The 25,830-nt window shown below is 68.7% G+C and carries 28 protein-coding genes; 10 read left to right on the top strand and 18 right to left on the bottom strand.

Going from position 1 to position 25,830, the window contains the following annotated elements; translation table 11 throughout:
- Positions 1 to 253 precede the first annotated feature (253 nt).
- A complete protein-coding gene (locus OR37_RS18355) occupies positions 254 to 2,158 on the bottom strand; it encodes a peptide MFS transporter (RefSeq protein ID WP_004623355.1) in 1,905 nt (634 codons plus the stop codon).
- A gap of 319 nt (positions 2,159 to 2,477) precedes the next feature.
- Between OR37_RS18355 and OR37_RS18350 the strand changes: the two genes are divergently transcribed.
- Together OR37_RS18350 and OR37_RS21920 are read left to right on the top strand one after the other, a co-directional pair.
- On the top strand, positions 2,478 to 3,005 hold the full coding sequence (locus OR37_RS18350) for a DUF427 domain-containing protein (RefSeq protein WP_004623354.1): 528 nt from the start codon (positions 2,478 to 2,480) through the stop codon (positions 3,003 to 3,005).
- Between the two features lie 78 nt (positions 3,006 to 3,083).
- Positions 3,084 to 3,233, top strand: a complete 150-nt coding sequence (locus OR37_RS21920) for a hypothetical protein (protein ID WP_004623352.1) — start codon at positions 3,084 to 3,086, stop codon at positions 3,231 to 3,233.
- On the opposite strand, the gene OR37_RS18340 is transcribed toward OR37_RS21920, so the two are convergent.
- The 3 genes from OR37_RS18340 to OR37_RS18330 all read right to left on the bottom strand — a co-directional run bounded on the left by OR37_RS18340 (position 3,230) and on the right by OR37_RS18330 (position 6,054).
- A complete protein-coding gene (locus OR37_RS18340) occupies positions 3,230 to 3,751 on the bottom strand; it encodes a hypothetical protein (RefSeq protein ID WP_004623351.1) in 522 nt (173 codons plus the stop codon). The genes OR37_RS21920 and OR37_RS18340 overlap by 4 nt on opposite strands.
- A 75-nt stretch (positions 3,752 to 3,826) precedes the next feature.
- Entirely contained in the window at positions 3,827 to 5,188 is a 1,362-nt protein-coding gene (locus tag OR37_RS18335; protein WP_004623350.1) for a glutamate--cysteine ligase, read from the bottom strand.
- Between the two features lie 149 nt (positions 5,189 to 5,337).
- Positions 5,338 to 6,054 (bottom strand): 16S rRNA (uracil(1498)-N(3))-methyltransferase, encoded by a 717-nt coding sequence (locus OR37_RS18330; RefSeq protein WP_004623349.1) that lies wholly within the window; start codon positions 6,052 to 6,054, stop codon positions 5,338 to 5,340.
- A gap of 46 nt (positions 6,055 to 6,100) precedes the next feature.
- On the opposite strand from OR37_RS18330, the gene ppk2 reads away from it, so the two are divergent.
- Positions 6,101 to 6,862 carry a polyphosphate kinase 2 gene (ppk2, locus tag OR37_RS18325; protein ID WP_004623348.1) on the top strand — a complete coding sequence of 254 codons (762 nt, stop codon included), beginning with the start codon at positions 6,101 to 6,103 and terminating at the stop codon, positions 6,860 to 6,862.
- A gap of 13 nt (positions 6,863 to 6,875) precedes the next feature.
- Here the strand turns inward: ppk2 and OR37_RS18320 are convergent, their stop codons facing one another.
- Both OR37_RS18320 and OR37_RS18315 read right to left on the bottom strand, forming a co-directional pair.
- Positions 6,876 to 7,277, bottom strand: coding sequence for an iron chaperone (locus OR37_RS18320; protein WP_004623347.1), 402 nt, complete (start codon positions 7,275 to 7,277; stop codon positions 6,876 to 6,878).
- 64 nt (positions 7,278 to 7,341) lie between these two features.
- On the bottom strand, positions 7,342 to 8,856 hold the full coding sequence (locus tag OR37_RS18315; protein ID WP_004623346.1) for a S10 family peptidase: 1,515 nt from the start codon (positions 8,854 to 8,856) through the stop codon (positions 7,342 to 7,344).
- Positions 8,857 to 8,958: 102 nt separating this feature from the next.
- On the opposite strand from OR37_RS18315, the gene OR37_RS18310 reads away from it, so the two are divergent.
- Positions 8,959 to 10,746 carry a DUF4153 domain-containing protein gene (locus tag OR37_RS18310; protein WP_004623344.1) on the top strand — a complete coding sequence of 596 codons (1,788 nt, stop codon included), beginning with the start codon at positions 8,959 to 8,961 and terminating at the stop codon, positions 10,744 to 10,746.
- Here the strand turns inward: OR37_RS18310 and OR37_RS18305 are convergent.
- Complete coding sequence (locus OR37_RS18305) at positions 10,727 to 12,517, bottom strand: ABC transporter ATP-binding protein (protein ID WP_004623342.1); 1,791 nt, start codon at positions 12,515 to 12,517, stop codon at positions 10,727 to 10,729. The two genes, OR37_RS18310 and OR37_RS18305, sit on opposite strands and share 20 nt — an antisense overlap.
- A 48-nt stretch (positions 12,518 to 12,565) precedes the next feature.
- Positions 12,566 to 12,811: a hypothetical protein gene (locus OR37_RS18300; protein ID WP_004623340.1), complete on the bottom strand. Its 246-nt coding sequence runs from the start codon at positions 12,809 to 12,811 to the stop codon at positions 12,566 to 12,568.
- A 142-nt stretch (positions 12,812 to 12,953) separates the two neighbouring features.
- Between OR37_RS18300 and ubiA the strand changes: the two genes are divergently transcribed.
- Positions 12,954 to 13,895, top strand: coding sequence for a 4-hydroxybenzoate octaprenyltransferase (ubiA, locus tag OR37_RS18295; protein WP_004623337.1), 942 nt, complete (start codon positions 12,954 to 12,956; stop codon positions 13,893 to 13,895).
- A gap of 6 nt (positions 13,896 to 13,901) precedes the next feature.
- Here the strand turns inward: ubiA and OR37_RS18290 are convergent, their stop codons facing one another.
- The gene (locus OR37_RS18290; protein ID WP_004623335.1) at positions 13,902 to 14,252 is read right to left on the bottom strand and encodes a lysozyme inhibitor LprI family protein; all 351 of its coding nucleotides are present in this window, start codon (positions 14,250 to 14,252) and stop codon (positions 13,902 to 13,904) included.
- Positions 14,253 to 14,319: 67 nt separating this feature from the next.
- Between OR37_RS18290 and OR37_RS18285 the strand changes: the two genes are divergently transcribed.
- From OR37_RS18285 to sugE, 5 genes are all read left to right on the top strand, one after another.
- Positions 14,320 to 15,273 (top strand): fatty acid desaturase family protein, encoded by a 954-nt coding sequence (locus OR37_RS18285; RefSeq protein WP_004623333.1) that lies wholly within the window; start codon positions 14,320 to 14,322, stop codon positions 15,271 to 15,273.
- Between the two features lie 24 nt (positions 15,274 to 15,297).
- Positions 15,298 to 15,957, top strand: coding sequence for a class I SAM-dependent methyltransferase (locus OR37_RS18280; protein WP_004623332.1), 660 nt, complete (start codon positions 15,298 to 15,300; stop codon positions 15,955 to 15,957).
- Between the two features lie 43 nt (positions 15,958 to 16,000).
- Positions 16,001 to 16,354 (top strand): VOC family protein, encoded by a 354-nt coding sequence (locus OR37_RS18275; RefSeq protein WP_004623329.1) that lies wholly within the window; start codon positions 16,001 to 16,003, stop codon positions 16,352 to 16,354.
- Positions 16,355 to 16,475: 121 nt separating this feature from the next.
- Positions 16,476 to 17,261, top strand: coding sequence for a hypothetical protein (locus tag OR37_RS18270; protein ID WP_085953282.1), 786 nt, complete (start codon positions 16,476 to 16,478; stop codon positions 17,259 to 17,261).
- A gap of 122 nt (positions 17,262 to 17,383) precedes the next feature.
- A complete protein-coding gene (gene sugE, locus OR37_RS18265) occupies positions 17,384 to 17,707 on the top strand; it encodes a quaternary ammonium compound efflux SMR transporter SugE (protein WP_004623325.1) in 324 nt (107 codons plus the stop codon).
- Between the two features lie 23 nt (positions 17,708 to 17,730).
- On the opposite strand, the gene OR37_RS18260 is transcribed toward sugE, so the two are convergent.
- The 9 genes from OR37_RS18260 to OR37_RS22250 form a co-directional block, all read right to left on the bottom strand.
- Entirely contained in the window at positions 17,731 to 18,495 is a 765-nt protein-coding gene (locus OR37_RS18260) for an alpha/beta hydrolase (protein ID WP_004623324.1), read from the bottom strand.
- Positions 18,496 to 18,549: 54 nt separating this feature from the next.
- Positions 18,550 to 19,953 carry an alpha/beta hydrolase gene (locus tag OR37_RS18255; protein WP_004623322.1) on the bottom strand — a complete coding sequence of 468 codons (1,404 nt, stop codon included), beginning with the start codon at positions 19,951 to 19,953 and terminating at the stop codon, positions 18,550 to 18,552.
- A 30-nt stretch (positions 19,954 to 19,983) separates the two neighbouring features.
- Entirely contained in the window at positions 19,984 to 20,469 is a 486-nt protein-coding gene (locus tag OR37_RS18250; protein WP_004623320.1) for an RNA pyrophosphohydrolase, read from the bottom strand.
- A 22-nt stretch (positions 20,470 to 20,491) separates the two neighbouring features.
- Positions 20,492 to 21,673, bottom strand: a complete 1,182-nt coding sequence (locus OR37_RS18245) for a divergent polysaccharide deacetylase family protein (protein WP_004623319.1) — start codon at positions 21,671 to 21,673, stop codon at positions 20,492 to 20,494.
- A 113-nt stretch (positions 21,674 to 21,786) separates the two neighbouring features.
- A complete protein-coding gene (locus OR37_RS18240) occupies positions 21,787 to 23,178 on the bottom strand; it encodes a S41 family peptidase (RefSeq protein ID WP_004623317.1) in 1,392 nt (463 codons plus the stop codon).
- A gap of 114 nt (positions 23,179 to 23,292) precedes the next feature.
- On the bottom strand, positions 23,293 to 24,348 hold the full coding sequence (locus OR37_RS18235) for a murein hydrolase activator EnvC family protein (RefSeq protein WP_004623315.1): 1,056 nt from the start codon (positions 24,346 to 24,348) through the stop codon (positions 23,293 to 23,295).
- Between the two features lie 128 nt (positions 24,349 to 24,476).
- Entirely contained in the window at positions 24,477 to 24,941 is a 465-nt protein-coding gene (rlmH, locus tag OR37_RS18230; protein WP_004623313.1) for a 23S rRNA (pseudouridine(1915)-N(3))-methyltransferase RlmH, read from the bottom strand.
- 66 nt (positions 24,942 to 25,007) lie between these two features.
- A complete protein-coding gene (gene rsfS / locus OR37_RS18225) occupies positions 25,008 to 25,439 on the bottom strand; it encodes a ribosome silencing factor (protein WP_165570632.1) in 432 nt (143 codons plus the stop codon).
- Positions 25,440 to 25,532: 93 nt separating this feature from the next.
- A partial coding sequence (locus OR37_RS22250; RefSeq protein ID WP_235046603.1) for a hypothetical protein occupies positions 25,533 to 25,830 on the bottom strand: 298 nt, incomplete at its 5' end.

Here is a 25,830-nt window from a genome sequence, read left to right as displayed (position 1 = left end):
GGATGGACGACGCTGCGCGCGACCGCGACGCACGCCGTCACAAGCCCTTCAAAGGAACACGCCAAACCACCGGACGGACCCGCGACGTCCGCCAAGCTTCGAACGAGCTTCGGGTAGGAGCGGAAAGCGGCCCTGGCGATTTGAGCCATCGCCAGGGCCGTTCCCACCTGGAGTGAGACGCGGCCCCTCCGCGTCTCGGAGAAGGGCCCCGGCGGATCACCCGGGGCCCTTCGTTTTTTCCCGCGCCCGGCCTTTAGGCCTGGCCCGAGACGGTGGAGTCGGCGATCGGTCCGGCGTCGACATCGTCGGCGCCGTGCGACCACTTCTTGAGGACCGGGGCCAGCAGCAGGAACAGCACCCCGATGCCGATGGCCGCCAGGCCGATAACCTTGAAGACCAGCAGGGCCTGCGCCATGGCCGCGCCCGGATTCAGCACCTGACCAGCGATCGTCTCGGTCGAGGCGATCGCCGCGATCCAGCCGCCGAACAGGTTGGCCATGGCCAGCGCCATGTACCAGACGGCCATCACGAACGAGACGATGCGCAGCGGCGACAGCTTGGTCATCTGCGACAGGCCGACCGGCGACATGAAGAGTTCGCCGGTCGTGTGCAGCATGTACATCACGACCAGGAAGATCAGCGGCATCTTGAAGGTGGGGCCGGCGAACTGCGCGCCGAGCAGCAGGACCAGGAATCCGCCGCCGACCTGGATCAGGGACAGGCCGAACTTGATCATCGGACTGGGATTGACGCCCTTGCGCGTCAGCACGGTCCACATCGCGGCGAACACCGGCGCGTAGATCAGGATCCAGCCCGCCTGGATGGCCTGGGTCTGGGCGGCGTTGAGGTCGGTGTTAATCCACAGCCTGCCGGCGGTCGAGATCCCCGCCGCCGCGAGTTGGCTGGGAGCGCCGAGCACCACCGCGCCCCCGAACCATTCGGCCGGCTTGGACAGCAGCAGCAGGTCGACATTGGTGGCCGCGAACAGGTTCAGCGACGAACCGGCCTGCTCGAACAGCGTCCAGAACACCACCGCGCCCAACACCAGCACCGTGACCAGCAACAAGCGCTCGCGCTCGACCTTATCGACCTTGGCGAAGGCGAACCACAGGATGTAGGCCAGCGAACCAAACATCCCGGCGATCAGCGCGCCTCGCACCACCGGCGTGTACTGCACCAGCAGGAACACCGCCGCCACGGCCAACAGCGAGACGCCGTAGATCACCACCTCGCGCGTGACGTGGCCGGCGACCCTTTCCTTGAGCTTGGCGTCCGCCGGCGGCTCGCCCTTGCCCAGCAGCCAGGGCTTGCCCAGCACGAAGATGACGAAGCCGGCCAGCATCCCCAGGCCCGCGGCGCCGAAGCCGGCCCACCAGCCAATGTTGACGCCCAGAATGCCGCACAGAATGGCCGCCCAGAACGAGCCCAGATTGATGCCGTAGTAGTAGAGGGTGAAGCCCGGATCGCGGCGCGGGTCGCCCTGCGGGTAGAGCTGCCCGACCAAGGCGGCGACATTGGACTTCATGAAGCCCACCCCGACGATGATGAGCGACAGGGCCAGCCAGAAGATGTTGAGATAGGTCGGGTCGCGGTCCTTAACGTCCAGCTTGTACTGACCCTTGGGCAGCACCGAAGGCAGGCCGGCGCCGGCCGGCAGGTCCTTGATCTCGAAGTCGCCGGTCTCGGTGGCTTTGACCGCGTAGGGCTTGCCGGCGACGACCATTTTGGCCACGCGCTCCTCGCCCCGGCCCTCGGCCTGGAAGGCGTAGGCATGGCCGCCATAGGTCAGGGTCTGGGTGGCCGGCGGCCCCTCGATCGCCATGGCCAAATGGCCGGCGACCAGCAGGATCGCGCCGAACGCGACGGCCTTGCGGGTGCCCAGATACCGGTCGGCCAGGAAGCCGCCCAGCAGCGGAACGATATAGACCAGCGAGGTGTAGGAGCCGTAGTGGCCGCTGGCGACCTTCGAGTCGAACAGGAAATGCTGGGTCAGATAGAAGATCAGCAGCCCCCTCATGCCGTAGTAGGAGAAGCGCTCCCACATCTCGGCCAGGAAGCAGATGATCAGGCCGCGCGGATGGCCGCGCAGCAGCTGGACGAGGACGGGCACGCCGGTCACGAGCGTGACCAGGATCCCCGCGGCGATGACGACATTCATACGCGAACCTTGAACCGTGACGAGAAGCGGGACGCCGCCCCCTAGGCCCGTCGAGCTTGGATAACCTCCAACTCGATGAAAAAGCCCTAGAAGCAAAACCTTGGAGCGCGTCGGACGGCGAAATCGCTCATACGTTCGCCCGACGCGCCCCAGGTCAAATCATTCCGCCGACCCCAAGTTGGCGGGAGAAGATCACGCGTCAGACCGTTTCACAAGCAACGGCTTGCCGCCGCCCCGGTCGCGCCCATCTTTGTCCGGAGCTTGGCCGAAACCCCATGCGTTTCTCCAGGCGACCCTATTCCACGGACGGGAGCCCGGCATGAAGATCCCCGACGAGACCCACCCGATCACCATCACCCCGGCCCCGAACGCCGTGCGCGCGCTGTTCGAGGGCCATGAGATCGCCGACAGCGACGATGTTCTGGTGCTGCGGGAGGCCAGCTATCCGCCGGTCTTCTACTTTCCGCGCGACCACGTGCGGATGGCCTTCCTGCGACGGACCGACAAGGTGACCCACTGCCCCTATAAGGGCGACGCCTCGTACTTCACGATCTATCGCGACGGCCATCTGATCGAGAACGCGGTGTGGTCCTACGAGACCCCGTTCCCGGCCGTGGAGTCGATCGCGGGCCGCGTCGCCTTCTACCCCGAGCACGTGGAGTTCCAACTGGGCGACCGCGCGACGACCGAGACGACGACCGTCGACGTCGACGAGGTGGTTCTTCACACCGATAGCGGTTCGGGCCGCAGCCAGGCCGAGCCTTGGCCCCCAAATGTCGAGACGCCCGATCCCGACCACGTCGAACGCGATGTCGATCGCCCCTACCGCGACACCGGGTCGCTGTAGGCGTTTCTTAAGCGCCCGTTAACGCCTGGAAGCGCTGCCTTGTAAGGCCGCTCCCGCCAGAGGAGCGCGGAGGAAGCCATGGCCTACGTCACGTATCATCGGACGTCCGCGGTTCACGCCTCGGCCGAACGTCCCGTCCGCCGCTTCGCCTGGGGCCGCCTGCTGGCCCTCGCCGCCACGATCGGATTATGGGCGGCGATCATCGCGGCGGTCCGAGCGGTGCTCTAGGGTTTGACCGTCACCAGGATCGGAAGCGTCGTCTCGGCGCTCGACGCGATCTGGATCACGTAGCGGCCGGGTCGCAGATCGAAGTTGACGATCTTGCGGACCGTTGAACAGGCGGGTCCGTGGCCGTGAGCGGTCGAGCGCAGCGCGACGCCGTCCTTGATCACATCGACCCACGCGCCCGCGCCCAGCGCGACGGCGTAGGTCCCCGCCACCGGCGCGTCGAAGGCCAAAAGGCCGCCCTTGCCGTCCGGGATGGCCGGGCGGTCGGGCTTGACCGGATAGGTAACGTCCGCCGCCGGGCTCAAGGTCGCCGCATAAGCCTTCCCGGGCGCCAGAACGGCCTTATCCAGCCCCGACACGCCGCGGGCGGCCGCGAGCGGGGCCCTGTCCCGCCACGCCGCCAGCTCTGGCGGCAGGTCGGCGTCCTTGGCGACGCAGGTCTCGGGCGGCGCGGCGGCCTGGGCCTGAACGGCGGCCGGCGCGGCCAGGAGCGCGAGGGCAAGCAGGATGGAACGCATTGAACGCCTCGTTATGAAGACAGACTTCATAACGCCACGAATTGCCGGCCACGGCCAGGGCTGACGACAACCCGCTCAGTAGGCGAAATCGGTGAACAGGCGGCCGATGTCGCCGCGCCATTCGCCATTGTACAGCGACAGCAGGCGTTCGGCCGGCGTGACGCCGCTGTCGGCGATCTCTTCCAGTTCGCCGAGATAGATCGTCTCGTCCAGGAAGCCGCCGTTCATGTAGGCGCGGTTCTTCAGGCCCGATTTGGCGATGGCCACGAAGTCGCGGGCGACGTCGCGGACGCCGCGCCCCGCCACCTGGGCCTTCAGCCCCAGCCTCGGCACGTCGCGGCGCAGGCCCTCGCGATCCTCGATCGTCCAGTCCTTGCAGAGGTCCCAGGCCGCCGCCAGGGCCGCGTCGTCATAGAAGACGCCGGTCCACAGGGCCGGCAGAGCGCACAGGCGGCTCCACGGGCCGGCGTCCGCGCCGCGCATCTCCAGATAGGTCTTCAGGCGCACTTCGGGGAAGGCCGTGGTCGTGTGGTCGGCCCAGTCCTTCATCGTGGCGATCTCGCCCGGCAGCTCGGGCAGCTTGCCCTCGATGAAGTCGCGGAAGCTGCGGCCGGCGACATCGATGTACGTGTCGCCGCGCTTGACGAAATACATCGGCACGTCGAGGGCGTAGCGGGCGTAGCGCTCGAAGTCGAAGCCGTCCTCGAACACGAAGTCCAATAGGCCCGTGCGGTTCGGGTCGGTGTCGGTCCAGACATTGGCCCGGGCCGACAGGAAGCCGTTCGGCTTGCCTTCCGTGAACGGGGAGTTGGCGAACAAGGCCGTGGCGATCGGCTGCAGGGCCAGGCTCATGCGGAACTTGGCGACCATGTCGGCTTCGCTGGAGAAGTCCAGATTGGCCTGCACCGTGCAGGTGCGCAGCATCATGTCGAGGCCGAGATTCCCGACCTTCGGCATGTAGTTGCGCATGATCACGTACCGACCCTTGGGCATGACCGGCACCTCCTCGCGCTTCCATAGCGGCGAGAAGCCCAGGCCCACGAAGCCCAGGCCCAATTCGTCGGCCACGGTCTTGACCTCGTCCAGGTGCTGGCCGGTCTCCGCGCAGATCTCGTGCATGGTCGCCAGCGGCGCGCCCGACAGCTCGAACTGGCCGCCCGGCTCCAGGCTGACATTGGCGCCGTTGCGCTCCAGCCCGATGATGGTCTCGCCTTCCATGACCGGCGTCCAGCCGAAGCGCTGAAGACCCGTCAGCAAGGCGTGAACGCCCTTGTCGCCCTCGTAGGGCACTGGCGCGTGAGAGCCGAGATAGAAGCCGAACTTTTCGTGTTCGGCGCCGACGCGGAAACGCTCGCGAGGCTTGCTGCCCCGCGCGAAGTAGTCGGTCAGGTCGGCGAGCGTCAGCTGACGCTCCTGGACGCTAGCGGTGTCGGCCATGCAAGCCGTCCCTCCCCAGGGTTTGCGATGATGCTGGAGGAGAGGGCCCAATCTCTCCGCCGACGGCGATACTACTCGGTCACGCCCAGTTGGGCGTTTTCTTTGAGAACCTCAAGGGGGCGCCTTGAGCATAATCGTTCCTGGCCAGCCTAACGCCAGTCGCCGGCGGCGGCTTGCCAGAGAGTCATGGCCGAAATCGCGGCCGTGTCGGCGCGCAGGATGCGCGGTCCCAACGACACCGGCGTGACGAAGGAAAGCGCCCTCAGTCGTTCGCGTTCCTCCGGCGCGAAGCCGCCTTCCGGACCGATCAGGATCGCCGCCGGCGCGCCGGTTCCAGCCAGGGCCTCGATCGCCGGCCTGGCGTCGCCGCCCTCGTCGCAGAACACCAAGCGGCGGGACGGGTCCCACGCGTCCAGGATCTTATCCAGCTTCTCCGGATCGGCGATCTCGGGCACGTCCAGGCGACCGGTCTGTTCGGCGGCCTCCATGGCGATAGCGTCCAGGCGGCCCAGCTTCACGAAGTCGACATTGGTTCGCCGCGTCACCGTCAGGCGAACCCGGCGCGCGCCCAGCTCGGCCGCCTTCTCGACGATGGTCTCGACCCGCCCGCGCTTGACCATGGCGACGATCAGGTCGAGGTCGGGACCCATCGCCATCGGACGGGTCTGTTCCTCGGCCTTCAGCAGGCAGCCGCGCTTGGTCGCCTCGACGAGGCTCGCGCGCCACTCGCCGTCGCGGCCATTGAACAGCAGGAGCTCGTCGCCGACCGACAGCCGCATGACCGAGGTCAGGTAGCGGGACTGGTCGACGGTCGGAACGACGCCGGCGCCGGCCGAGAGGTTGTTGGGAACAAACAGACGGATCATGACGTCCTTCTAGCTCATCTCGCCTTTCCGGGGGTAGGCTGACGTCATGAGCAAGCAAGACGACTACGAGAACGAGCTGGCCCAGCTGCAGCTGGCCCTGATCGCCACCCAGAAGAAGGCGATGAAGGAGGGCTGGAAGACGCTCGTGATCTTCGAGGGCCGCGACGCCGCCGGCAAGGACGGCGTGATCGCCCGGGTCACCGAGCATCTGTCCAAGCGCGACACGACGGTGGTCGCCCTGCCCAAGCCGAACGCGCGCGAACTCACGGAGTGGTACTTCCAGCGCTATGTCGAATACCTGCCGGCGGGTGGCGAGACGGTGATCTTCAACCGCTCCTGGTACAACCGCGCCGGGGTCGAGCGGGTGATGGGCTTCTCGACGCCCGAGCAGCAAGAGCAGTTCCTGAAGGATGTGCCGGCCTTCGAACGGATGCTGGTCGACAACGGCGTGCGGTTCGTCAAGTTCTGGCTGGACATCACCCGCGAGGTCCAGGCCGAGCGCCTGAAGGCCCGGCGCGACGATCCGCTGAAGGCGTTCAAGACCAGCGAGCTCGACAAGGTCGCCCAGGACAAATGGGACGACTACACCAAGGCCCGCGACGAGATGCTGATGCGCACCCACAGCGACGTCTCGCCCTGGGTCTGCGTGCGGGCCGACCACAAGAAGGAAGCCCGCCTCAACGTCATCCGCTGGCTGCTGCACGCCTCCGGCGAGAAGAAGCTGATCAAGGGCGTCGCCCGGCCCGACCCGAACGTGATCTTCTCGTTCGAACCCCGCGCCCTGGAGGACGGACGGCTGGCGCGATAGAGCGCCGCCTCCGTCACACCGGCCCTACGCCGCGCTCGCGCCTCTCGCGTTTCCGCCCCGCCGCCCGAACCGCGTTCTGAGCGACGCGGCGGCGGACAATGTCGGCCACCAGCTCGGGCGGCAACGGCGCTTCGGGCTGGAAGCGGATCGTGCCCTTGGCCGTCTCGAACCCCTTCAGCCGATCGGCGAAGTCTTGGACCACCGCGCCTGGATAGAAGGCGCAGTGCTTCGCCGCCGCGCCGAAATGCACGAGATTGCCGTTCAGCTTGAAGGTCGGCAGGCCGTAGCTGATCGCCTCGCTGGCTTCGGGCGCCGCGGCGCGGATCTGGTCGCGAAGCGCGGCCAAGGCCGAGCGCTGCTCGGCGGGCAGCGCGGAGAGATAGTCGTCGATCGTCGCGGCGGGGGACTTCGTCATCGGTCGCTTCTCCCAGGGATGGACCCAGGACGTTTCGGAAGTCCCTCCGCCGACAAGCCCTCGACTATTTCGCCTCGAACAGCGCCGCCACGTCCTTGCGGAAGGCCGCGCCGCTGTCGGGGCGGCTGTAGAACATGTGGCCGCCCGGATAGACGCTCAGCCTCACGCGGCCAGCGGCGGCCTTGGGCATCTGGTCGATCACGAGGCGCGAGACGAAGTAGGGGCATGACAGGTCGCCATAGCCGTGGACGACTAGCACCTTCATCTTCGGATCGGCGGCGACGGCCTTGCGGAAGGCGGTGACCGACTCGGCCGAGCTGAACCAGTTCTTTTCCCAGTTCTCGCCGACCTCGCCGCTGAGGGCGTTGTAGCGCCCCTCGGCCTTCCAGCCGACGACGCGCGTGGCGAAGTCGACATAGGCGCTGGTGGTCGGGGCGATGATCGAGTCGAGAATCGGGTCGCCGCTCCGCCGGTCGGCCGACCACGGGAAGGGATCGTCGGCGACGACGTTGCTGTCGTACCAGCTTCCGATCTTGCCCTCGGCCCGGCGGCGCTCGCGCAGATAGGTCTGGCTGTCGATCCGGCCGCCCATGGTGCGGACCAGGCGCGGATCCAGGCCCGTATAGGTCGCCACGTGGGTCACCAGATCGTTGAAGGCGGCTTCGTCGGACGAGCCCTTCAGCAGGTCGACGACCATGTCGCCGCGGGCGAAGGCCTCGATCGGAGCCATGGCCTGGGCGCCGATCGGCTTGCCCTGACGCTCCAGTTCGGCGGCGGCCATCGACGGCAGAGAGGTGATCCAGGGCATCGGCGAGAAGTCGCCGCCGACCTCGGCCTTGGCGTCCAGGAACGGCGAAACCATCACCACGCCGCTGACGCCGACGCCGTACTCGGTCTGCAGGGCGTAGGTGATGCGCGGCGCGCGGAAGCCGCCATAGCTTTCGCCGGTCACGTACTTGGGCGAGGCCATGCGGCCGTTCTTGACCAGCCAGTCGAAGACCACCCGCGACAGATAGGCGACGTCGGAGTCGACGCCGAAGAACGTCTTCTTGGTGGTCTCCAGATCGACCAGCGAGCGGGAATAGCCCGTGCCGACCGGATCGATGAAGACGAGGTCGGTGAAGTCCAGCCAAGAGGCGGGATTGTCGATCAGGGCCGGCGAATCGGAGGGGGCGTCGCCGGCCGCGCCGAACTGCACGCGCTTGGGCCCGATGGCGCCGAGGTTCAGATAGACCGAGGCCGCGCCCGGTCCGCCGTTGAACGCGAAGGTGACGGGCCGTTTGGTTCCCGGCGCCGCGCCGTCCAGCGTGTAGGCGGTGAAGACGACGTCGGCGATGACCTTGCCCTTGCCGTCGCGCACCGGCAGCGAGCCGACCGTGGCGGTGTAGGACAGGGTCTTGCCGCCCAGGACCATGGTCTGCTTGACCGACTTGTCGGCCGGCAGCGGCGGCAGGCTGATGTCGCTCTTGGCCTCGGCGGCCGGCTTGTCGCCGCCCTTCTCCTCGGCCAGGACCGGCCCGGCCCCGATCAACGCGGCGGCCAGCAAGCTCGCGACGCCCGCCTTGAAAGACTGTTTCATGTTCACCCCTCGACTGAGGTCGAAATTGCTAAGGCGCCCGGCCGCGCTTCACAACCGCGTGTGAGCGTGCTGCTGTCGGGCCAACAAGGGGAGACGCTGGACATGGACGCCGCCGAGGCCAAGCAGACGCGAACCGCCGCCGTCGCCCGACTGGCCATCGGCCTGGTTCAAGGGATCGTTCTCTTCCTGTTGCACCGGGCCGACGACGCCAAGACCTGGCCGGCGACCGCGCCTCTGCTGTTCGGCCCGCTGCTGGTCTGCGCCCTGACCGTTCCGCTGATCCCTCTGGCGGGGCTGTCGGCCATGCGCCGCGCGCCCCTCCTGGTCTGGACCGCCGCGGCCGCCACGCTGGCGGCCATCCTCGCCATCCACGCCGCCTGGACCGGTCAGCAGCCCGGCGCGGTCGGCGCCGGCGCCCTGTCGCCAGCCGTGTTCCCCGCCGTGGCGGCGCTGCTGTTCATCGCCCATCATCTGGTCCAACCGGCGGAGGCGGTCGGCAAGCCCGTCGCCCCCTATGCGGACTATTTCGACCTGGCCTGGACGCACGGCGCGCAGTTGGCCCTCTCGCTGGCCTTCACCGGCGTGTTCTGGCTGCTGCTGGCCCTGGGCGGCGCGCTGTTCAAGCTGATCGGCATCGACGCCATCCAGAAGCTGATCAGCGAGGCCGCGTTCTTCATGCCGGCCACCTGCGTGATGTTCGCCGTCGCCGTGCAGCTGACCGACGTCCGCGCTGGCCTGGTGCGCGGGGTGCGCGGCGTGGCCCTGACCCTGTTGGCTTGGCTGCTGCCGCTGATGACCCTGATCGCCGCCGGCTTCCTGGCCAGCCTGCCCTTCACGGGCTTGGCGCCGTTGTGGAAGACCAAGGCCGCCACCGCCCTGCTGCTCTCGGCCGCCGCCCACCTGATCGTCCTGGTCAACGCCGCCTATCAGGACGGAACCGAACCCGGCCACGCCGTGCTGCGCTGGTCGGCGCGGATCGCGGGCCTGCTGCTGATCCCGATCACCCTCCTGGCCGCCTACGCCCTCCATCTGCGGATCGACCAGTACGGCCTGACGCCCGAGCGGGTCTATGCCGGCGCCTTCGTGATCATCTCGGCGGGCTACGCGATCGGCTATGGCGTCGCCGCCCTGAGGCCCGGCGCCTGGATGAAGGCGCTGGAGCCGACCAACCTCGTCATGGCCCTGGCGGCGGTGCTGCTGCTGATCGGTTTGTTCACGCCGGTCGGCGATCCGGCGCGGCTGTCGGTCAACAGCCAGGTCCAGCGCCTGAACGCCGGCAAGATCGCGCCCGACCGATTCGACTACGCCTTCTTGCGCTTCGACGCCGGCCGCTATGGGCGCGAGGCGCTGGATCGCCTTAAGACCAACCCTCGGGCCGAGATCGCCCGGCGAGCCGCCGACACGGCCGCCCAGAAGGAAAAGACCTTCGCGCCAGCCAAGCGCGGTCCCGACTTCGCCAACATGAAGGTCTATCCCGTCGGCAAGGCCCTGCCCGACAGCTTCAAGGCCCAGGACTGGACAGCCGACAGCTCGGATTCCAGCTGCACCTTCGCCGGGATGCAGTGCGCGGCCCTGGTGGTCGATGTCGACGGCGATGGAGTCGACGAAGTGCTGCTGGCCGGCGGGGCGGGCTTCGACGTTTTCAAGGCCGGCGAGCACGGCTGGCGTCGCGTGGCCCAGGCCGCCTCGACCTGCCCCGGCGTCGATATCGACGCGGCGCTGAAGGCCGGCGCCGCGCGCCTGGACGCGCCGACGCCTCGCCGCGACCTCCTCATCGGCGATCAGCGCCTGCCGCTGGTTCCGGCCGGCGAAGGCTGCGCCAACACGGCGCCGAAGGGGGCGGGCGTCTGGCTGCCGACCGATATCCGGCCTACGCCACGCCCTCGCTGATCGCGTTGAGCCGGGCGTAGACCCCGCCCTTGGCCTTCAGCTCGGCATGGCGGCCTTCCTCGACGACGCGGCCCTTCTGGAACACCAGGATGCGGTCGGCGCCGCGCACGGTCGACAGGCGGTGGGCGATGACGATCGTGGTCCGCCCCTCCATCAGCGCCTCGGCGGCGGCCTGGACCTGGCCCTCGGTCTCGACGTCCAGCGATGAGGTAGCCTCGTCCAGCACCAGGATCGGCGCGTCCGCCAGGAACGCGCGGGCGATGGCCACGCGCTGGCGCTCGCCGCCCGACAGCTTGACGCCGCGCTCGCCGACCAGGGTGTCGTAGCCCTGGGGCAGCTTCAGGATGAAATCGTGGGCGCGCGCCTTCCTGGCCGCCGCCTCGACCTCCTCGCGGGTGGCGTCGGGCTTGCCGTAGGCGATGTTCTCCAGCAGCGAGCGGTGGAACAGGGCCGGATCCTGCGGCACCACCGCGATGGCGCGGCGCAAGGACGCCTGGGTCACCTTCGAGACGTCCTGGCCGTCGATCAGGATCGCGCCGTCCTGCAGGTCGTGCAGGCGCTGGACCAGCTTGACGAAGGTCGACTTGCCCGAGCCCGTCGGCCCCACCAGCGCCACGCGCTCGCCGGGCGCGATCTTCAGGGAGAAGCGGTCGTATAGCGGCGCGCCGGCGGCCTTGTAGCGGAAGGTCACATCCCGGAATTCGATCGCGCCGGGACCCGGCTTGAAGTCCGGCGCGCCGGGGGCGTCGGCGATCTGCGGCTCCAGCCGGTTCCAGGCCGCGACGTCCTCGGCGTCGTCCAGGCCCTTCTGCAGCATCCGGATGTTCTCGCCCAGATTCCGCAGATAGCCGCTCATCAGCATGAAGGCGGTGATGGCGAAGGCGACGTCGCCGGGCGTGGCGGTCCCGTGCGCCCACGCCCAGACCATGGATCCGGTCAGGCCCGCCTGCAGAAGCACCAGCAGCAGGTTCTGGCCCAGCCAGACGTCGGTGAAGCGGTTCCAGGTTACCATCACCGCGTCGCGCCAGGCGGCGGTGACCTTGGCCAGGCGCTCGGCCTCGCGCCGCTCGGCGCCGAAGCTCTTGACGGTGGGATTGGAGGTGACGGCGTCGGCCAGGGCCCCGCCGATGCGGGAGTCCAGGGCGTTGGACCGCAGGTTGCTGGGCCGGACATAGCGCTCGGTGACCAGCAAGTTGACGGCTAGATAGGCGACCACCACGACCAGCGAGATCACGCCCGCCGCGGGCTGGCGGATCAGCATGGCGATCGAGAGACCGACCAGCACGATGACGCCCGGCCCCAGCCAGATCGTCACCGCGTCGGTGACGCTGTCATAGCCCCACATGGCGCGGGTCAGCTTGCGCACGGTCGCGCCGGCGAAGCTGTCGGCGTGCCAGTCCGACGAGAAGGCCTGCACCTTGGCGAAGCCCTCGTTGGTCATCTCTTCCATGTTGCGGGCGGCCAGCGGGATCCAGAACCGCATGGCCAGGTTCCGCACCAGGGAAAAGCCCAGATAGACGCCGACAAAGGCCATCCAGGCCGACCAGGCGACACTGGGCGCGCCCCGGTTGGCGACGGTGTCGACCAGCCGTCCGGACGCCCACGGCAAGGCCAGGTCGAAGCCGATCGCCACCAGGGTCAGGCCGACGCCCAGGCCAAACAGCACCGGCCGGCGTCGCCAGAACCGGGCGATGAAACCCAGCACCTGGCGATTCGACAGCGCGCGCGCGCGGGCGCCGGTTTCGTCCTCGTCATCGAAAGTGTCGGTCATGGCGGGGGAGATAGGGCCTTTCCCCGCCTTATCCCAGGGGCGGAGGCCTCAGAAGGCTTCCGCGACGCCGCCGACGCGGTAGGCCGGGCGGCCGGCGAGACGGCGTCGGACGCGGGGACCGAACTTGGTCGCCGAGGTCAGGCGATCGACCATCGCGCGATCGCCGGCCCGGGCGAACAGCCTGGCCGACGCGGTCCACAGCGCGGTCGTCGCCGGGTGCGGCAGGACGATCCCGGCGCCGACGCCCGCCAGCAGCAGGCTCCAGCCGGTCAGGCGAAAGGCGGTGGCGGACATGTCGGCTTCTCCTGCGAACGATTTGCGAGAAGACCTTCGCCGACAGCCGGTAATAAATCCAATCGATCCTTTTTCTTGTTGGGATCGAAGTTTCCTATTCCATCTTTTCGCCCGGCGCGATTGCGGGTTATGCCTCGCGGCCATGAGCACCTCGACGACCACGATCCTGCCCGACGCCGTCGCCGGCAACTGGGTCGACCGCCATGCGCCCGAACGCCTTCGTCCGTGGCTGAAGCTGGGCCGCTTCGACCGTCCGGCGGGGATCTGGCTGCTGATGCTGCCGGGCTGGCAGGGGATCGCCCTGGCCGCCGCCGAGCGCGGCCGCTGGCCCGACCCGCTGCTGCTGTTGGCGGTGTTCGTCGGCGCGGCCCTGATGCGGGCGGCGGGCTGCGCCTTCAACGACATCGTCGACCGCGACTTCGACGCCCAGGTGGCGCGCACGGCGATGCGGCCGATCCCGGCGGGGCAGATCAGCGTAAAGCAGGCCTGGATGTTCCTGGTCGGCTGCAGCCTGGTCAGCCTGATGATTTTGCTGACCCTGGGCTGGGTGGCGATCGGACTGGGCGTGCTGTCGCTAGGCTTGGTGGCCGGCTACCCGTTCATGAAGCGGATCACCTGGTGGCCGCAGGCCTGGCTGGGCCTGACCTTCAACTGGGGCGCCCTGCTGGGCTACGCCGCCGCCACCCACCACCTCTCGTGGTCGGCCGCCCTGCTCTACGCCTCGGGGATTTTCTGGACCCTCGGCTACGACACGATCTACGCGATCCAGGATATCGAGGACGACGCCCTGGCTGGGATCAAGTCCTCGACCCGGCGCCTGGGCCGCCACGTCCGGCTGGGCGTCGCGGGCTTCTACGCCGCGTCGTTCGCGCTGCTGATCGCCGCGGCGTGGGTCGGGAACATCGGTCCGCTGTTCCTGCCACTGGCCGGCGCCTTCGCCCTGCACCTGTCGCGACAGGCCGCCGCCGTGCGGCTGGACGACGGCCCCGGGGCGCTGAAGCTCTTCAAGTCAAACGCCTTGGCCGGACTGATGGTCTTCGCCGGCCTGGTCGCCGGCTTCTGGAAGCCTGGCGTCAGCTTCTAACCAAGATTAGAACGGCCCCTGGCGGTAGACGCGCTCCATCACCGCGTTCAGCTCGCCCAGCCGCTGGTCGTAGCTGCGGGCCAGGCAGGCCCGGTTGGCGCCGCAGGTCGCCCGCGACCTCAGCCAGGCGCGCTGCTGGTCCATGATGGCGTCGCGCCCGCCCATCGGCACGAGGTGACGGGTGATGTCGTACAGCTGGCCGACGCGGACGTCCTGATCGTTCAGCGGCCGGTAGGCGCAGATCGCCCGCTCGTCGGGCGCGCGGGCTCGGTTGCAGTCGAAGCTGGCGGCGGCGGCCGGCAGGGCGGCGCCAAAACCGGTCGCGGCGAGGACGAGGGCGGGGATCAGACGGCGCATCGGCGGCTCCGGGCTATGACGTCGGGTCAGGCTGTCAGGTCTAAGCTGAATGTGCGATGATCGTTCCATGGCCGTCGCCGCGCGCGTCAAACCCCAGGACCTGTTCACCGTCGACGAGTGGGCGAGGATTTCCGCGCGCTCGTCCTGGCGCGGGATCGCGATGGTGGTTCACGCCTGGGCCGTGATCATCGCCGCCGGAGCGATGTTCGTCCTCTTCCCCAATCCGCTGACCTATGTCCTCGCCGTCATGCTGATCGGGGCGCGGCAGCTGGGCCTGGCCATCCTGATGCACGAGGCCGCGCACGGCGGCCTGCATCCGAACCTCAAGGTCAATGACTGGCTGGGCGAATGGCTGTGCGCGGCGCCGACGGGCGCGTCGCTGGCCAAGTATCGTCCCTATCACCTGACCCACCACAAGTACGCCCAACAGGCCGAGGACCCGGACCTGATCCTGTCGGCGCCGTTCCCGACCACCCGGGCGTCCCTGCGCCGCAAGATCATCCGCGACCTGACGGGCCAGACGTTCTTCAAGCAGCGCTTCGGCCCGCTGTTCGGAAAGATGAAGGCGGCCGGCGACCAGCCGAAGGGCGCGATCTTCGCCGGCGAGGTCGCGCGGCAGGGACCGTTCCTGATCTGGAACCTCGGCATCCTCGCCGTTCTGAGCGCCCTGGGCCTGTGGTGGGCCTGGTTGGCGCTGTGGATCGTGCCGATGGCCACCTGGTTCCCGCTGGTCACGCGCCTGCGCAACATTGCAGAGCACGCCCTGGTGGCCAAGGACGAGCCCGACCCGTTCCGCCACGCCCGCACCACGCGCGCCAACCTGATCGAACGCGCCCTGATCGCGCCCTACCACGTCAACTTCCACGCCGAGCACCACATGTTCATGCATACCCCGTGCTGGAACCTGCCGATGGCGCACCGGTTGCTGGAAAAGAAGGGCCTGACCGACCGGATGCTGACCGCGCCGGGCTATCTGACGGTGCTGAAGGCGGCCACGAGCCGACCGGCGGTCGCCGCCTGACGAGCGCCGTGCTCTAAGGCGGTCATGATCGTCCAGACCCTTCCCGGCCGCCGCGCCTTCATCCGCGAGAACACCCGCCTCCAGGCGCCGCCGCATACGCCGGAGCTCTCGCTGCATCTGGCCGACGAGGTCACGCCGATCTGGCGGCTGACCGAGGAGGCGCTGGAAGAGATCGGCCTGCCGCCCCCGTTCTGGGCCTTCGCCTGGGCGGGCGGCCAGGCCCTGGCGCGCTATGTCCTCGACCATCCCGATATCGTCGCCGGCCGGCGAGTCGTCGATTTCGCCACGGGCTCGGGCATCGTCGCCATCGCGGCGATGAAGGCCGGGGCGCGCCGGGTGCTGGCCACGGACATCGATGTCTTCTGCGAGGCCGCCGTGGGGCTGAACGCCGAGGCCAACGCGGTCGCGGTCGACTTCACCGACCAGAACCTGCTGAACGCCCCGCCGCCGCAGGCCGACGTCCTCCTGGCCGGCGACATCTGTTACGAGCGGCCGATGGCCGAGGCCGTGATGGCCTGGCTGCGGCGCGGCCGCGAGGCCGGCGCCCGCGTGCTGATCGGCGATCCGGGCCGCACCTATTTCCCGAAGGACGGCCTCGAAAAGCTAGCCGAGTACCAGGTGCCGACGACGCGCGAACTGGAGGACCTGGCCGTCAAGCGCACCAGCGTCTGGACTCTGCCGTGATGGCGGAATAGAACAAATAAAGAACGATTTCCTGGAGGAGGCCATGCGCGAGGACGGCAAGATCGACTACATCGAATGGCCGGGCGGCGACCTGCCCGGAACCAAGGCGTTCTACGCGGCCGCGTTCGGCTGGAGCTTCGTCGATTACGGCCCCGACTATGCGGCCTTCGAGGGACAGGGCGCCGACGGCGGTTTCGCCAAGCCCCAGGACGGCTCGACCGACCGCCCGCTGGTCATTCTGTACGCCCACGACCTGGAAGCCATGCTGGACAAGGTGGTCAAGGCCGGCGGCGTGATCACCGCCCCGATCTTCGCCTTCCCCGGCGGCCGCCGGTTCCACTTCACCGATCCGTCCGGGAACGAACTGGGCGTCTGGAGCGCGACCGGGGTCGATTAGCGCATTATTCGCCCCAAAAGCGCGGGCGCGGTAGGCGCGGACGATAAAAATTACACTTGTGACCCAATCTCCGCCGCAATCCGTCGCCATAAGGGTTGCGAGGGACACCTTGTCGGTTTTAATGCCGACCTCTCGTCTTGTTGGGGATAACCAGCCTATGCGCCTTGCGCTCGCCAGCCTGATCGCCGTCGGCGCGGTCTCGACCACCGCCGTTGCTCAAACCGCCGCTCCGGCGCCGACCCCCGCCCCGGCTCCCGCCCCGGCGGCCCAAGCCGCTCCGGCTCCGGCCCAAACGGCTCCCGCTCAGACGGCGCCCGCCGCTCCGGCGACTCCCGCGCCCGGCGCTCCGGCCGACGCCGCCGCTCAACCCGCCGCCGCCCCGCAAGCGGGCGCCGCGCCGGCCGAGACCTATGTCGCCCCGACCCGCGGCCCGAAGACCACCGATCCGGTGACGGTGCGTCTGCTCGACGTCCTGGACAAGGTCTGCAAGCCGCAGGTCAACGGCGGCGACTTCGCCCAGCTGGTCAAGGACTACGGCTTCAAGAAGAAGAAGGACCAGTGGGTCTTCGACCTGGGCAAGCCGTACAACATCACCCTGGACAATCCGGGCTCGAACAAGAACGTCTGCACGGTGACGATCGAGTACTCGCAGGACGCCGCCCAGGCTCAGGAACTGGCCAACGGCCTGCACGACTGGGCCACCTGGGAAAACAGCCCGCAGCTGCGCCTGATTCGCAACGACCAGACGGTCGGCAGCGACTTCCGCCGCTTCACCGTGTCGTGGGACGACGCCTGGGCCGGCGGCCACGCGGGCCTCGTCTACATGCGCCTGAAGAAGCTGGACGAGAGCTCGGTCGGCAAGAACTTCGAACGCGCCCAGATCCTGTACAGCACCACCAGCCGCTAATCCGGTTGTCCCGCCGCTCTGGCGGGCCTATCTAGCGAAGGCGCGAGGGACGACCCTCGCGCCTTTTGCTTTGCGCGAAAGCCGCTTCCGGGGACGACCCCGCCTTTGAAAAGGGGCTCGTCGTGGCCTGGATCATTCTGTTCGTCGCCGGTCTTTTCGAGGTCGGCTGGGCCGTGGGTCTGAAGTTCACCCAGGGCTTCACCAAGCCGATCCCTATCGTGCTGACCGCGATCAGCCTGGCGCTCTCGATGGGCCTGCTGGGCTGGTCGGTGAAAAGCCTGCCGCTGGGCACGGCCTATGCCGTCTGGACCGGCGTCGGCGCGATCGGCACCGCGATCGTCGGCATCGTGCTGTTCAAGGAACCCGCCACGGCGGCGCGGCTGGCCTGCCTGGGCCTGATCGTGGCCGGCATCCTGGGCCTGAAGCTGTTCACGCCGACGAGCTGACCCAGCTCTATCTTCAAAAGGCCTCAGGCCGCCGCCCGGCCCTGCGCCCCAATGAAATCGAGGCAGCACTGGGCCACGGACTCCCAGCCCGGCTCGCCCGGCAGCCAGTGGCTCATCTCCTCGAACACCTCGACCCGCCCGCCCAGTCGCGCGGCCGTCTGACGGACCGTGGCCGGGGGATGGATCACGTCCTGTCCGCCGGCGATGGCCAGCACCGGGCAGCCAGGGCTCCGGACGCTGGTGGTCATGAACGGATCCAGCCACCAGTTCAGCGTCTCCCAGAGGGCCCGTCCGCTCTCGGAGGTCATGCGTGCGAAGATCGCCTTGCGCTCGGCGCGCGGCAGACGATCGACGCTGTAGCGCCGCACCACGCCATAGTCCGGCGCGATGGCCTGCAGCCAGTACGGTCCGAAGGAGTAGAGGCTGACGGCCGAAACCGCCTCTTCCAGGGTGGCGCCGGACACGCCCCAGGGCGCGGATGGGGCCAGCAGGATCAGCTTTTCGACCGCGCCCCCCTTCGCCGCGACCCGGGCCGCCGCCATCTGCGCCACCAGACCGCCCATAGAGTGACCGATCAGGATCGGCGGCGTCTCGCACGCCTTGATCAGCCCGGCGATCTGCCGGGCGTAGTCGCTCATCGAGACGCCGGAGACCGCGGTCGCGCCATCATGGCCGATCAGGTCGGGGGTCAGCACCCGATGGCCGGCCGCCTCGAACGGCGCGCGGAAGGCGTCGAACGTCCAGCCGCCGCAGAAAGCGCCGTGGACCATGATCACGGGTGCGCGCATGGACGCCCTAACAGAAACCCCGCCGGCGAAACGGCCGGCGGGGTCAGCCTACACTTACTTCGCCGGCTTGGGCGAGGTTTTGGCGGTCGTCTTTGTCGCGGGCGCCTTGGCGGTCTTGGGCGCCGTCTTCGGAGCCGTCTTCGCGGCCGCCTTGGGCGCCGCGGCGGACTTGGACGCAGCGGGTTTCGCCGGAGTCTTGGCGGGCACGGCCGGCGCGGTTTCCGCCTTGGGCTTGGCCGGGGCCTTGGGCTTGGCCGCCGTCTTGGCCGTCGCCGGCTTCGCGGCGGGAGCCGCCTTGGGCGTCGGCGCGGTCTTCGGCTTCGCGGCGGGCTTGGCGGTCGCCTTCGGAGCCGGCGCGGCTTCCGGCTCCGCCTTCGGCTTGGCGGGCGCCTTGGCGGCGGCCTTCTTGGGCGCGGCGGCGGCCTTCGGCGCGGGCGCGGGCTTTTCGGCCGGCGCCTTGGGCTTGGCGGGAGCCTTAGCCTTGGCGGGGGTCTTGGCCGGGGCCTTCGCGGCGGGGGCGGGCTCCGGCGCCGCTTCCACGGGCGCGGGGGCCGGCTCGACCGCCTTCACCGGCTCCGGCGCGGGTTCGGGCGCCGGCGCGGGAACGGGAGCGGCCTTCGGCGGCTCGGCCTTGGCGGCCGGGGCCGGGGCCGGGGCCGGCGCGGGCTCGGCGGCCGGCGTCAGTTTCTTGCCCGTCAGCCAGGCGATCACATCGTCGAGGATCTTCATCGTGTTTGGCTCATCTATCAGATAGTGGGCGTTTTGCGGGTATTCGCGATAGTCGGCGGTCGCGTACTTCTGTCCGACCCGGCGGACGTCCTCGGGCGGCGTGGTGCGATCCAGGCCGCCGGCCAGCACCAGCACCGGCACGGTGACCTTGGCGCTGTCGACATGGGCGGCCTTGTTCGGATCCTTGTGAGGCCAGGCCAGGTCGGACAGCACCTGACCGCTGTCGTGAACCATCTTGGCGTACAGCCCATCATGGCGCGGCGCGGGCACGGCGTTCATGACGCCGAACTTGAAGCCCGGTTTCCACATCTTGCCCGCCCGCGTCTCGGGCTTGGATTGCAGGGCCAGGTTCAGGAAGGTGAAGACCGGCGAAAGCTTTGGCTTGCCGCGCGCGTCGGCCGGCGAGGCGGGCGCGAACAGCACCAGCCCGGCGGCGTGACCAGCCTCGGCGATCTTCTGGGCGATCAGCCCGCCCATCGAGTGGCCAAAGACCAGAGGCTTCTTACCCGTTTCCTTGGCCAGGGTCTGGGCCAAGGCGCTCATCTCGGCGACATAGTCGGCCAAGGTCAGGCCGGCGAGGCCGGCGCGCGGCCCCTCGACGGTGCGCACCGCCGACCGGATCGTCGGCGTCTCGACGCGAAACCCCTCGGCCCGCAGGCGCGCGGCGATGGGGTCCCAGACGTCCCCCGCGCAGCCATAGCCGTGGATCAACAGAACGGTATCCGCCATCCGGTACTCCCCTGCGCGGCGGCGAAGCGATCAGCCGCGCGCGAACCCCTCGAACGCGGCGACCACGGCTTCGTAGACCCCGCGCTTGAAGGGTACGATCAGTTCGGGCGTTTCGTCGAGCCTGCCCCATTTCCATGCGTCGAACTCGACGTGCTTGTCCGCTTCAAGATCGATCTCGGCGTCGTCTCCGGTGAAGCGATAGGCGAACCAGACCTGTTTCTGACCAAGCCAGCCTCGCGAATGCTTCGGATCGGCCAGAACCTCGGGCGGGAAGTCGTAGGTCAGCCAGCCCTCGGTGCGGCCCAGAAGCGCGATCGAGGTGACGCCGGTTTCCTCGGCCAGCTCGCGGCGAGCGGCGGTTTCCAGGTCCTCGCCCTCGTCGACGCCGCCTTGCGGGAACTGCCAGTTATAGGGCGGCGGCTGCTTATGGCGACGCCCCAGCCAGACGCGCCCCTCGCCGTTGAATAGGACAACGCCGACGTTCGGGCGGTGCTTGGGATAGTCGAGCTCGGTCATGCCGAGCTTTAGAGCAGGAGTTCTAGCGGTGCGCCAGCGCCGAGGCCGGAGCCAGCTGCAGGCCGCGCGCCTGCAGGCCGGCGGCCCAGATCCGCACCTGGTTGATCGTCACCGGATAGGCGAAGCCCGAGCCGAGCGACTGGCCGCGACCGGCGGCGCCGCCTTCCAGCGCGCGCAGCTGCGCGTCGATGGCGCTGGCCGACAGCTCGTCGTCGATGACCCGGTCGGCCGAGGCGCGCGGCACGGGCCCCGCGCGGCGGGAGGCCAGCCCGTCGTCGATAAAGGCCAGGCCGCGCGACTTCAGCACGGCGTTGAACGTCGACATGGCCTGATCGTTCTCGACGAACTTGGCGCCCAGATAGTTCGACAGGCCGAAATAGCCGGTGGCCCGCGACATCAGCCATTCCAGCTTGCGCACCGTGTCGTCGGGACGATTGGCGGCGATCAGGGTGTAGGGACCCGGATCGTTGGCGGGATAGTCGGCCGGCTCCATCGGCGTTTCCAGCAGCACCTCGTGGCCGTGGGCGCGGGCCAGATCGATCCAGCCTTGCAGGTTCTCCGCATAGGGGGCGAAGGACAGCGTGATCTCGCCGGGCAGGGTCTCGATCGCCGCGCGGGTGGTTTGGGCGTTGAGACCCAGGCCGCCGATCACCACCGACACCTTCGGGCGGCCATTGGGCGTGAACGGCCGGGCATAGGCCTCGGCGGCCGTCCGGCCATCGGCGCCGATGATCGGCAGGGGACCGCCGCCAGGCCCGGGGGCGGTCAGACCGGCGATCGGGGCCTGGGCCAAGCCGGGTCCCTGCTGGATCGGCGGAAGATTCTGGGTTTCGGCCGGCGGAAGCTCGCCGGTCTCGGCGGCCGGCTTGGGCGCGAACGGGTTGCGCGACAGGTCAATGCGGCCCGGCGTCAGGGCGGCTTCCTCGGCGCCCTCGGCGGTCAGGGCCTCGCGCCAGCCGTCGGGCGCGTTCTTCGTGGCGCCGATCTGGGTCAGGGGCAGGCGAATCACCGGCGAGCCCGCGTGAGGATCGCTGGTGATCAGGACCAGCGTCGCCAGCGAGGCCAGAAACAGGCAGGCCGCGCCGCTGGCGCTGATGTAAGGATTGGCCAGCGCCGTCATCAGCTTGGCGCGCGCGTCCCCGCCGCCGCTCTTGGCGGGCGTGGCGGCGGCATAGGCGGGCTTGCGCGAGAACGTGACGGCCATGACCTCACGACCTTATCGGCAAGCTTCGAATATATGGTTAACGAGATATGGCCAAAGCGGCGTCGCGGCGCGGCGCGACGACGCGGCGCTTCGCCGAGACCCTCTCCGGCCGCCTATTTCTCCTGGACCGGCGGGCCCTTTCCGGCCGCCGCCGCGGCCTTGGCGGTGACCTCGGCGATCTTGGCGGCGGGCTTGGGAAGCTTGGGCACATTGGCCACGCCCCCCGCCTTCAGAACGGCGATGGCGCGCTGCAGCTGGAAGTCGCCCTTCTTGTCGTCGAACCCGGCGGGTGGCGCCTCGGCGGGATTGTGAACCCCTTGACGGGTCTTGCCCTCGTCGGCGTTCAGCGCGTTCTTGAAGCTGGCCTCGCTGAACCAGACGCGGTTGGCGATGTCCTGGGCCTGGTCGCGGGTCTGGGCGACCTCGAGGTCCGGCGTGATGCCGGTCTTCTGGATCGAGCGCCCCGACGGCGTGTAGTAGCGCGCCGTGGTCAGCTTCAGCGCGCCGTCGGCCCCGCCGCGCAGCGGGATCACCGTCTGCACCGAGCCCTTGCCGAAGCTGGTGATGCCGACCAGTTCGGCGCGGTGGCGATCCTGCAGGGCGCCGGCGACGATTTCGGCGGCCGACGCCGAGCCCTGGTTGATCAGCACCACCATCGGCAGGCCGTTCAGGAGATCGCCGGGCTTGGCGTTGTAGCGCTGGATGTTGCGCGGGTCGCGGCCGCGCTGGCTGACCACCTCGCCGCCGTCCAGGAACACGTCGGCCACGCCGACCGCCTGGTCCAGCAGGCCGCCGGGATTGTTGCGCAGGTCGAAGATCAGACCCTTCATGTGCGGGTTCTTGGCCTTCAGGTCGTTGATCGACGCGATCAGCGCCTCGGTGGCCTTCTCGTTGAACCCGGGCAGACGGACATAGCCATAGTCGCCTTCCATGCGGGCGATGGTGGCCTTGGGCTTGATGACCTCGCGGATCAGCTTGACGTCGAACGGATCGGTCTTGTCGCGGGCGATCGTCAGGGTGACGGCCTCGCCCGGCGCGCCGCGCATCTGCTTGACCGCCTCGTTGACGGTCAGGCCGAGGACGCTCTGGCCGTTGACGGCCGTGATGTAGTCGCCGGCCTGAATACCCGCGCGGGCCGCCGGGGTGCCGTCCATCGGCGAGATGACCTTGACCACGCCGTCCTCGCTGGTGACCTCGATGCCGAGGCCGCCATATTCGCCGCGCGTGGTGTCCTGCATGTCCTCATAGGCGTCGGGCGCCAGATAGCCCGAGTGCGGGTCGAGGCTGGTCAGCATCCCGTCCAGCGCCGCCTCGATCAGCTTCTTATCGTCGACCTCGGTGACGTACTGGTCCTCGACCGTGCCCAGCACGTCGCCGAACAGTTCGAGCATCTTGTAGGTCTTGGCCTTGGGCGCGTTGTTGGCCTGGGCGATGGGGCTGACATAGGCCATGGCCCCCGCGCCGAGGACGAAGGCGGAAACGCCGATGAGCAGGTACTTGCGCATTAAGGCCCAGAAGGCTCCCTACGCGACGCGCGGCGCCGCAACCGTTGTTAGCTTCGTCCAATCCTGTCAGGGATCGGAGGTATAATTGCGGCCAAGCATTACCGAAAAACCCGGCTACCGCGACTCCTGTTTCAGCCAGCGCTCCGGATCCGCCGGTTCGCCGTTTTCGCGGACCTCCATATAGAGCTCCGGATCGGAGGATACATGATCGGGCATCTTGCCGATCGGAACCCCCGCCGCGACAGATTGTCCGGGCGACGCCGAGATTTGATCCAGCCCGGCAAGGACCACGTGATAGGCGCCCTGTGAGCGCAGAATGACCACGCCGCCCCAACCGTTCAGGGCGCCGGCGTACTCCACCGTGCCGGCGGCGGGCGCGACGATGGCCTGGCCCTTGTCGGCGCGAATCGAAAGGCCGGGCGACTTGCCCCCCGTCGGCATGTCCTGGCCAAACCGGCGGACGATGGCCCCGGCGACCGGCGAGCGCAGGGCCAGCGGCCCGGTCGGCTCGACCTTGCCCAAGCCGTCGGTCAGCACGCCCAGGGTCTTCAGCTCGCTCTCGCGCGACAGGCTGTCCTGGGCGTAGGCGCGCTCCAGCGCCGTTTTCTCGACGATCAGCCGCTCGATCTCGCCCTTGCGGTCGGCGACCTGACTCTCGGCCGTGAACAGCTCGGCCGAGGCGGCGGCGGCTTCGCGGCGCAAGGTCCCGACGGCGGCCGCCTGGCGGGCGTAGGCGTCGGCTCGGCTCTGCAGCTCGGGTGTCATGGCGCGGATCAGGATCGCGGCCCGCACCGCGTCGCGGGCGCTGCCCGGCGAGACCAGCAGGGCCGGCGGCGGATCGCGGCGGAACAGCTGCAGGGCCGACAGCAGCAGCGACAGGCGCTGACGATTGGTCCCCAGGTCGGCCAGGATCGCGCGTTCCCGGGCGTTCAGCGCCTCCAGGCGAGCGCGCTTGGCGTCGACATCGACGCCGGCGGTCAGACGCGCGTGCTCCAGCCGGTCCAGCTCGGCGCGCAGGTCCTCGATCTCGCGGCGCGTGTCGGCGACGGTCTGGCGGTCCTTGGCGTCCTGGCTCTGGACCGCCTTGTCGGCGCGCTGCAAGCCGACCACGGCCGTGGGAACGGCCACGGCGAGCAGGCAGGCGGCGATGACGAGTCGCGAGCGAGGCATCGCCGTTTCTCTAGAGCGTGAGGCTGAAAGTGGGAACCGGTTTCAGCTTATCTCACGCTCTAAACATTTGATTTAGAGCCTTTTTGACGCCTGAAATCGATTCCGATTTCAGGCTAAGGGCTCTAGCCCTAATCGCGGTGATAGGGCGAGCCCGACAGGATGGTGACGGCGCGATAGATCTGCTCGGCCAACATCGCCCGCGCCAGGGCGTGGGGCCAGGTCTGGGGCCCGAAGGCCATGGTCTCGTTGGCGCTGGACAGGATCGAGGGATCAAGGCCATCGGCGCCGCCGATCAGAAAGACCACGCGACGCGCGCCATCGTCGCGCAGCCGTCCCAGATGCTCGGCGAACGCCCGGCTTGGTCGAACCTTGCCATGCTCGTCACAGGCGATGACGTAGGCGCCCTCAAGATGCGGGCGCAGCACCTCGGCCTCGGCGGCCTTGCCGGGCTTGCGGGCCTCGACCTCCAGGATCTCGACCGGGCCCAGGGCCAGGGCGCGGCCGGAGGCGGTGGCGCGGGACGCGTAGTCCAGGGCCAAGTGCGCCTCGACCATGCGGCCAAGCTTCCCGACGGTGAGGATGGTGATTTTCATGGGAGAGCCCCTCCAACCCCGCTCATCCCCGCGAAAGCGAGGACAAGCGGTTTGGGGCGCGAAAGATCAGTTCGCCGCCGTGCGGTGCGGGGCGTCGACCGCCCAGATCTTCTCGATGTTGTAGAAGCTGCGCACTTCGGGACGGAACAGGTGGATGACCACGTCGCCGGCGTCGATCAGCACCCAGTCGCAGTGCGGCAGGCCTTCGACCCGCGCCTTGCCGAAGCCGCTGTCCTTCAGGGCCCGCAGGATGTGGTCGGCCAAGGCGCCGACGTGACGGTGCGAACGGCCCGACGCCACGATCAGGCTGTCGGCGACCGAGCTTTTGTCCGTCAGGTCGATGTGGACGATGTCCTGGGCCTTGTCGTCGTCGAGACGCTCCAGGATCAGGCGCTCCAGCGCCTTGATGTCGAAGGCCGGACTCTGGCCATGAGATTCAGTCGAGGACTCGGCGCCGGCCGGGCCTTCGTGCGCACTGTGCGCGGGGTCGCTACGCAGCGGATTGCTCCTTATGGGGTCGCTGTGGATATCTTCCATAGCACGGAATTGGGCGGAAAGTGAGAGGGTGATGCCTCGCCGTGGCCGATCGCCTCAGCGGCGTGGCTTTCCAGCCGCTTTGGCTGAGCCGAAAAGGCCGCTCACGACAAAGCCCACCAGCCCAATCGCGGATGCAGCCGTGCTGCCAGCGATGATGCCAAGCACAGTGTCCGAGATGGTGAAGCCCCTATACTTGAACCCCGCCATAAGAATGACTGCTCCTACGAACGAACAGTAACCGACAAGGAAACCGAACACCTTATCGGCGTAGGGCCTCATCATTTCGGCTCGCACGGAGTCGTAGGTTTGCTGGCCTTTTCGCTGCTCGTTGTCAGCTCGCAGCTTTTCATTT

Source organism: Caulobacter vibrioides OR37, assembly GCF_000372645.1.
Taxonomy (GTDB): Bacteria; Pseudomonadota; Alphaproteobacteria; order Caulobacterales; family Caulobacteraceae; genus Caulobacter; species Caulobacter vibrioides_E.
Note: the sequence above shows the minus strand (reverse complement) of the source record. Positions and strands in the feature narration are given on the sequence as shown.